Origin of the sequence: Rhizobium sp. PRIMUS64 (assembly GCF_023006465.1) — a bacterium.
GTDB lineage: Bacteria > Pseudomonadota > Alphaproteobacteria > Rhizobiales > Rhizobiaceae > Rhizobium > Rhizobium leguminosarum.
Genome location: NZ_JALBGX010000218.1, coordinates 1 through 7148 on the forward strand (window position 1 = coordinate 1; position 7148 = coordinate 7148).

The 7148-nt window shown below is 62.5% G+C and carries 7 protein-coding genes; 5 read left to right on the top strand and 2 right to left on the bottom strand.

From position 1 onward, the window contains the following. The 4 genes from MOV76_RS37645 to MOV76_RS37660 all read left to right on the top strand — a co-directional run. A partial coding sequence (locus tag MOV76_RS37645) for a Holliday junction DNA helicase RuvB C-terminal domain-containing protein (RefSeq protein ID WP_309506876.1) occupies positions 1-396 on the top strand: 396 nt, incomplete at its 5' end. After that, complete coding sequence (locus tag MOV76_RS37650; RefSeq protein ID WP_018243453.1) at positions 397-1299, top strand: metallophosphoesterase; 903 nt, start codon at positions 397-399, stop codon at positions 1297-1299. A gap of 7 nt (positions 1300-1306) precedes the next feature. After that, entirely contained in the window at positions 1307-1819 is a 513-nt protein-coding gene (locus MOV76_RS37655) for an NUDIX hydrolase (RefSeq protein WP_018243454.1), read from the top strand. A 91-nt stretch (positions 1820-1910) separates the two neighbouring features. Further along, positions 1911-2474 (top strand): DinB family protein, encoded by a 564-nt coding sequence (locus MOV76_RS37660; protein ID WP_018243455.1) that lies wholly within the window; start codon positions 1911-1913, stop codon positions 2472-2474. A gap of 48 nt (positions 2475-2522) precedes the next feature. On the opposite strand, the gene MOV76_RS37665 is transcribed toward MOV76_RS37660, so the two are convergent. Further along, positions 2523-3905: a virulence factor family protein gene (locus MOV76_RS37665; RefSeq protein WP_018243456.1), complete on the bottom strand. Its 1383-nt coding sequence runs from the start codon at positions 3903-3905 to the stop codon at positions 2523-2525. After that, the gene (mprF, locus tag MOV76_RS37670; RefSeq protein WP_018243457.1) at positions 3902-6505 is read right to left on the bottom strand and encodes a bifunctional lysylphosphatidylglycerol flippase/synthetase MprF; all 2604 of its coding nucleotides are present in this window, start codon (positions 6503-6505) and stop codon (positions 3902-3904) included. Before mprF ends, MOV76_RS37665 begins: the two co-directional genes overlap by 4 nt. A gap of 236 nt (positions 6506-6741) precedes the next feature. Between mprF and MOV76_RS37675 the strand changes: the two genes are divergently transcribed. Further along, positions 6742-7119 carry a DoxX family protein gene (locus tag MOV76_RS37675; RefSeq protein ID WP_018445930.1) on the top strand — a complete coding sequence of 126 codons (378 nt, stop codon included), beginning with the start codon at positions 6742-6744 and terminating at the stop codon, positions 7117-7119. Positions 7120-7148: the final 29 nt, after the last annotated feature.

The window sequence follows — 7148 nt, forward strand, 5'->3', positions numbered from 1 at the left end:
GGCACCCCGCGCATCGCCGGCCGGCTGTTGCGGCGTGTGCGCGACTTTGCCGAGGTGGCAAGGGCAGAGGCCGTCACCCGCGAGATCGCCGACGAGGCGCTGACCCGCCTGCTGGTCGACAATGTCGGCTTCGACCAGCTCGACAAACGTTACCTCAACATGATCGCCGTCAATTTCGGCGGCGGCCCGGTCGGCATCGAAACCATTGCCGCCGGCCTTTCCGAGCCGCGCGACGCGATCGAGGACATCATCGAGCCCTACATGATCCAGCAGGGTTTCATTCAGCGCACGCCACGCGGCCGTGTTCTGACCGCAATCGCGTGGAAACATCTGGGAATGCAACCACCTAAGGATATGGAGGCTGCGCAGTTCCGGCTGTTCCAGGAGGACAATTGAGTGATCACCCGCCGCGGATTTTTCAAGGTTCTCGGCGGCAGTGTCGCAGGCGTCATGTCGCTCGGTGGTTATGCCTTCGCTTATGAACCGCTCGCGCGTCTCGCCATCACCCACTACCAGCTGACGCCGCCGGGCTGGACGCCAGGGCTCAAGCTGCGCGTCGTCGCGCTCGCCGATCTCCATGCCTGTGAACCCTGGATGTCGGCAAGCCGCATTGCCGCGATCTGCCACAGGGCGAATGAACTCGAAGGCGACATCACCGTCCTGCTCGGCGATTACGCCGCCGGCATGAACATGGTGACGCAGTACGTGCATTCGAGCCAATGGTCGAAGGCGCTCGCCACCTTGCAGGCCCCTCTCGGCGTCCATGCGATCATGGGTAACCACGATTGGTGGGAGGACAGGACCGCTCAGAAGAACGGCGGGATGGAAACATTCGGACACCGAGCCCTCGCCGACGTCGGCATTCCGGTCTATGGCAACCGCGCCGTTCGGCTCGAAAAGGATGGCCGCGGCTTTTGGCTGGCAGGCCTCGAGGATCAACTGGCGCTGCTGCCGGGCCGGAAGTGGGGCCGCACGCAGATGCTCGGCCTCGACGATCTCGATGGAACGATGGCTCAGGTGACGGACGATGCGCCCGTCATCCTGCTTGCCCATGAACCCGATATCTTTCCGCGCGTGCCCGAGCGCGTCTCGCTGACGCTATCGGGCCACACCCATGGCGGACAGATCCGTCTCCTCGGCCGTTCACCGATCGTGCCCTCGCGATACGGCAATCGCTACGCCTATGGCCATATGATCGAGGAGGGGCGTAATATCATCGTTTCCGGTGGCCTCGGCTGCTCGATTGCACCGGTCCGCTTCGGCGTGCCGCCGGAAATTGTCGTGATCGATCTTGGATAAGAATGGCATGACCAAGCGCACTCTCATCCGCCTGAATGCGGGCGCTGAGCGTTTCAACTATCGCATCGCCGGCCTCGGCTTTCGCGATGGCCACGTGCTCGTTCATCGCGCCGTGCATGAACCCTTCTGGACCTTTCCAGGCGGCAGGGCGGAAATCGGCGAGACGTCGGAGGAAACGCTCAAACGAGAGATGGTGGAGGAACTGGGCGTCGAAGTCACTGTCTTCCGCCTGCTGTGGATCGTCGAGAATTTTTTCCACTACGAACAGCGCGACTGGCATGAACTCGGCCTCTATTATCTGATGGACATCCCGGCGGAATTCCCCTTCCGGCCGGGCGAAATCATCCATCGGATCGAGGACGGCGACAACTATCTCGAATTCAAATGGGTGCCAGCAACGCGTAGTGCCCTGACCACACTCGACATCCCGCCCTATTTCATCGCCGATGAAATCGAGAGCCTGCCCATTGCGCCACGTCATCTCGTCTGGCGGGACGGCGATCTCGATGACAAGAACTGATGCAAGCAATTCAAGGTGTTACAGCGTCTTTTGCGCGCCTCAAAAGGCGCGCGGCGCTGTAGCCAAAAGCGCTTAAAGAGGAGATGCGCCGATGCCGACCTTCGATCCTGTCAGGCCATTCCGAAAACTTGCCTACAACAACGCCCTTGCCAACCGCCGGCTGCTTCAGGCCTGCGCGACATTGAAGCCCGGCGAATTCGAAGCGCCGCGCACCAGCTTCTTCCCCTCGATCAAGGAAACCTTGAACCACATCATCACGGTCGATTGGTTCTATGTCGACGGCCTGGAAGGCGGAACGCTCGGGCTCAAGGCCTTCGAGGCCGACGAACCATTCGATGACGTTTCCTCGCTGGCAGAAGCACAGGCGAGGGTCGATCAGCGCCTGGTGGCACTTTGCGAGGCCCTGACGCCGCAGAGGCTCACCTCGACCATCAGCCTCCATCGCGGCGCCCGCATCCAAGAAGAGCGGATGGAAGACGTGATCGGTCACCTCTTCCAGCACCAGACCCATCATCGCGGCCAGGTGCATGCGATGCTCTCCGGCACCAGCGTCGCTCCGCCGCAACTCGACGAATTCATCGTTGCCGACGATGCGCGGTTTCGTGGCACGGAACTCACCGCGCTCGGCTGGAACGAAGAAACGCTGATGCGCTGATTTCAAAGTGTTAAAGCGACCTTAGCGTCCTATCGGACGCGCTGCGCTTTAGTCCTGCAGTCGTCTCTTCAGGCCGTCGATGATCGTCTTCGTGAGAAGGTCGTAATTCTCGTCGAAGTGATGATCGCCGGGCAGTTCGATGACCTCGGCGCCGCTATCTTTCAGCGCCGGACAGGCGACATCATCATCGTCGTCCTTGCCGTAGATGCATTGCACGAGCTTCGGATCGATGTTCTTCAGGTCGCCGACGGGATCGCCTCCCGCGCCTTCCGTCTTCTGGCCGAGCCAGCCGAGAACGGAGATGACGTAGTCGACTTCGTGCGAAAGCGACAGCAGCGACAATTGCGCCACCGCCGACTTTTCGGCTGGCTTGAGGAGCTGGTAGGTGGCGGGCACGACATCGGCACCGAAGGAATAACCGACGAGCAGCACATGCTTCACCTTCCACTGCTTGCGGTAGAAATCGATGATCTTCGAAAGATCGGCGGCGGTCTCCTCCGGCTTGCGCTCCGACCAGAAATAGTGGAGCGAATCGACGCCAACGACCGGAATACCTTCCTTCTGCAGCGTGCCGCCGACCTCCTTGTCGATGTCGCGCCAGCCGCCGTCGCCGGAATAGATCACCGCCATCGTATCGAAGGCGGGGGTCGCCTCGAGCACAGCCAGCGGCAGGCCAAGCGGGTTGCCGAAGGCGCCGGAGGCAGTGACGAGATCGTCGAGCGTATCGGCAAACGCCGTCTGCGCATCGTCGGTGGAGTCGCGGATCTCGATCGCGTCATGGGCCTTCTTCAGCGCCTCGGCATGCGCCCGGCCATCCTTGTTGGCATCAGGCGTGAAGACGGTAATGATCGGGTCCGGCAGGACGCCGTCGCTGAGGCCATATACGGTGCGTTCGCCGACCACTTGCTTGGACGCCGGCGTGCAAAGCGCCTGGGCAAGCGGAATGCCGGCGACCGGATTAACGGCAAGTGTCTGGCCGATCGTCGCATCCGGCGTTTGCGCGGCGATCGCCAGCGCCAAGGCCCCGCCCTCGCCGATGCCGGCGACGATTGGCAGGTGATAGGCGTTGTTGCCGGTCGCGCGCTGCACCTGCTGGCTGAGCGATTCGATGTCCGACACCATGTAGACACAGCCGTCGTTGAGGCTGACGTCGTACCGGCTGAGCGCCTGGATATAGGATGGAAAGTCGACGCCGATGACGACGGCGCCTTCGGCGACCAACCTGTCGGCTTCGGCCTTCTCATAGTCGCCCCAGCCGGCGGCATCCGAGATCAGCATCACCGTGCCCTTCACCTCCCCTTCCGGCAGGAAGATGTGCGGCGACGGGATGAGCCCGGTTTCGAAGCTTTGCGTGGTTTCCTCGGCGGCATCAGCCGGTGCGGCCGCGAGCATGCAGGCGCATGCCGTGGCAAGAAGGATTGTCCTGATCATTTTCTCACTACCCCTTTCAATCCGCCCCCAATCAGAAATGTCGCGTCCATCAACGCGATCATCGGATTGCCCCCTCCGGAGACCGCAAGATAGCGCGGTTGCCAGTGCGGATGAAACTTGGATTTGAATGCCCGAAGGCCTTTGAAGTTATAGAAGCGCTCGCCGTGTTCGAAGACGGTGCTGCCGATGCGGTCCCAGACGGGCGCCGCCTCGCGTTTCGACATGCCGGAGAGCGGCGCCATGCCGAGATTGAAGTGGGTGAAACCCTGCCCTCGCAGATATTCCATGATCTGCACGAAGAGAAAATCCATCGAGCCTTTCGGCGCGTCCGGCGAGAAGCGCATGAGATCGATCGTGCCCTCCTGTCTGGATTCGGTCACGAGGATATTGGCGAAGGCGACGATCCTGCCGTCCTTTTTCAGGATGCCGACCGGCTGCGAGGAGACATAATCGGAATCGAAGGCGCCGAGCGAGAAGCCCTTTTCCTTGGCATTGTGAAGCTCGAGCCAGGCCGTCGAAACGGCGGCTAGTTCATCGATGACGGAAGACACGTCCTGCGGTTCGACGACGGCGAATTCCAGCCCGTCGCGCTGGGCGCGGCTTGCCGTCTGGCGAAGGTTTGCCCATTTGCCGCCCTTCATCTCGAAGGTCCTCAGATCGGCCACCGCCAGTTCGCCGAGCTTGAAGGCGCGAAGGCCGGCATCGGCGCAATGGGACAGCAACGCCGGCGATATCTGGTAGAACACGGCCCGGCAGCCAGCGGCACGCGCCGCTTCGACGAAACGCCAGACGAGTTCCTGCACGGCGCGATGGTCGCCGACCGGATCGAACAGCGCGATCCAGGAGCGGCCCTGCCGGCCATACATGATGAAGGCGTCGCCGTTTTCCGAAAACATGATGCTCTTGTCGCCCATGCGCACCAGATTGGCATCGGCGTTGCCCTGCTTCATGACGATCTCGACGGCACGCACCAGCGCCTCGTCCGTCGCCTGCTCCGGCCGGAAGCTCGCCGGCCGGAGCAGGCTGAAGACGGCGATCGCCGACGAGATGATGGTGATGCCGAGTACGGCGCGCAGCCCGCGCGGCGCTTCGGCCGTAAATTCGAACTGCCACCAGAGCTGGTTGCTGTATTCGACGTCGCGATAGACGAAGAGCAGGATGACGACGGCGCCGACGACGATCACGGCGATCGCCATCAACCAGGACGCAGTCAGCGCCTGGTTGAGCAGCGAGGCCTGGCGGGTAAAGAGCCGGCGGCTGACGAAGAGCCCGAAGATGAGGAAGGCGAGAAAAGCGGCTTCGACGAGCGCGATCGCCTTCAGCAGCGACAAAGTCAACGCAGCAAGCGCCGAGAACACGGCCACCCACCAGGCGCCGTCGAGCCGCTGGCCGAGGCCGCGCGCGGCGACGACGAGCGCCAGCCCCAGCAGGCTGGAGAGGAAATGTGCCCCTTCGACCATCGGCAGCGGCAGATAGTTGGAGAGGAATTCGAGGTTCTGGTCCGGCGTCGGCGTGACGCTCGAAAACACCAGCATGACGCCGAGCAGCAGCGCGAGAGCCGACAGCAGCTGCGGCATCAGTCGCCCGCCGATACGTCGCATGCTGGAGGCGGCCGGATGGTCGACGAAACGACGCAGCTCCGCCGCCGAGACCGCGAGCACGGCGATCAACAGCGGCAGCACATGGTAGACCAGCCTGTAGAGCACCAGCGATCCGAGCACGGCATCGATGTTCACCGCGCTGCCGAGCGAGGCGATGATCACGGTCTCGAACACGCCGAGCCCGGCCGGAACATGGCTGAGCACGCCGAGACCGACGGCGATCGCATAGACGGCGAGGAAGACCGGCCAGCCGATTGCCGTCTGCGGCAGCAGCACGTAGAGCACCGACGCCGAGGCGGCGATATCGAAGGCGGTGACGAGGAACTGGCGCGACCAGGTACGCGAATCCGGCAAGCGGATTGCGACGGGGCCGAGATCGAGCACACGCCCGTCACGGCCGATAATCATCACCGCGCCCAGAATGGCGACGATCGAACCGGCGATCAGCCGCAGAAGGAAGGGGCTCACGCCGACGAGCGGGCCGATTTCGTCGGCGATGACGATGAGGGCGATCGCCGCGACGCCCGCAAGACCCAGTCCGAAGGACAGCGTGACGAAGGCGATGATTCGGCCGATATCCTCCGGCGAGAGGCCGAGGCGCGTATAGGCGCGGTAGCGGATCGCGCCGCCCGAAAGCGCGCCGAAACCGGCAGTATTGCCGACGGCATAGGCGCTGAACGCCGTCAGCGCCACATGCGGAAAGGGCAGCTTCTTGCCGATGTACTCGATGGCGTTGAGATCGTAGAAGATCAGCGAGAGGAAACTGAGCGCCGTGAAGAACAGCGCAAGCAGGATCGCGCTCGGCCTGGTCGCCGCCAGCGCACCGACGACGTCGTCATAACGCACCTCGTTGGTAAGCTGCATGATCGCGTAACCGACGAGGCAGAAGACCACCAGTGACGCGGCTGCCATCAGCGGCGTTCTGTAACGCCTGAAAAGCCCGCGAAAAGAAAACCCGTCCGTTTCTTCCATCTCTTCCAAATTGCCGTGCCCCGACATCTCGTACCCTGCTGCAACTTCCAGCTTGGCGGGAATCATTTCGAAAGACGTAACATGCGAGGCATATAAGCTCTATGAAGCCATGCCGCTGCTACCCCAGCCCCGCCGCCTGCGCCTCCATCATCCTCAATTGGGGCGAATTTGCGCAGCCGGGCGTCACGGTGCATTGCATTTTCGTAAGCTTCGGAAGAGCCTTGCGCTCGACGGAGAGTCGAGATGCGGGAGAATGGTTCGATATGCAGGATGGTCCGGCCTTCGTGATGCTTGCCGTCGGACGTCTGCTGCTGGGTGGCCTCTATGTCGCTGGCGGCATTCATCATTTTTTCGTTATCGTGCCGCTGACCGAGGCGATCGAAACCCGCGGCGTCCCTTTTGCAAAATGGGTGCTGGTCTTGGGCAGCATATTCCAGATCGTCGCCGGCATCCTGCTGATGCTCGGCCTTTTTGTCGCGGCAGCGGCATTCGGTCTCATCATCTTCACGCTGGCCGCCACCGTCATGCTGCTGAATTTCTGGGACATGCAGGGAACGGCACGCGACAGCGCGATCAATACCTGGAAAACCAACATGGCGATCATCGGCGGCCTGCTGATCGCAGCCGCCGGCGCGATGTGAGGCGGTTCACGCCGCCGGCTCGCCGCCCG

Excerpts from the sequence above, each read along its gene's own strand:
- MOV76_RS37675 (WP_018445930.1), top strand. The coding sequence starts at position 6,742 with ATGCAGGATGGTCCGGCCTTCGTGATGCTTGCCGTCGGACGTCTGCTG.
- MOV76_RS37665 (WP_018243456.1), bottom strand. The coding sequence starts at position 3,905 with ATGATCAGGACAATCCTTCTTGCCACGGCATGCGCCTGCATGCTCGCG.
- MOV76_RS37655 (WP_018243454.1), top strand. The coding sequence starts at position 1,307 with ATGACCAAGCGCACTCTCATCCGCCTGAATGCGGGCGCTGAGCGTTTC.
- MOV76_RS37660 (WP_018243455.1), top strand. The coding sequence starts at position 1,911 with ATGCCGACCTTCGATCCTGTCAGGCCATTCCGAAAACTTGCCTACAAC.
- mprF (WP_018243457.1), bottom strand. The coding sequence starts at position 6,505 with ATGTCGGGGCACGGCAATTTGGAAGAGATGGAAGAAACGGACGGGTTT.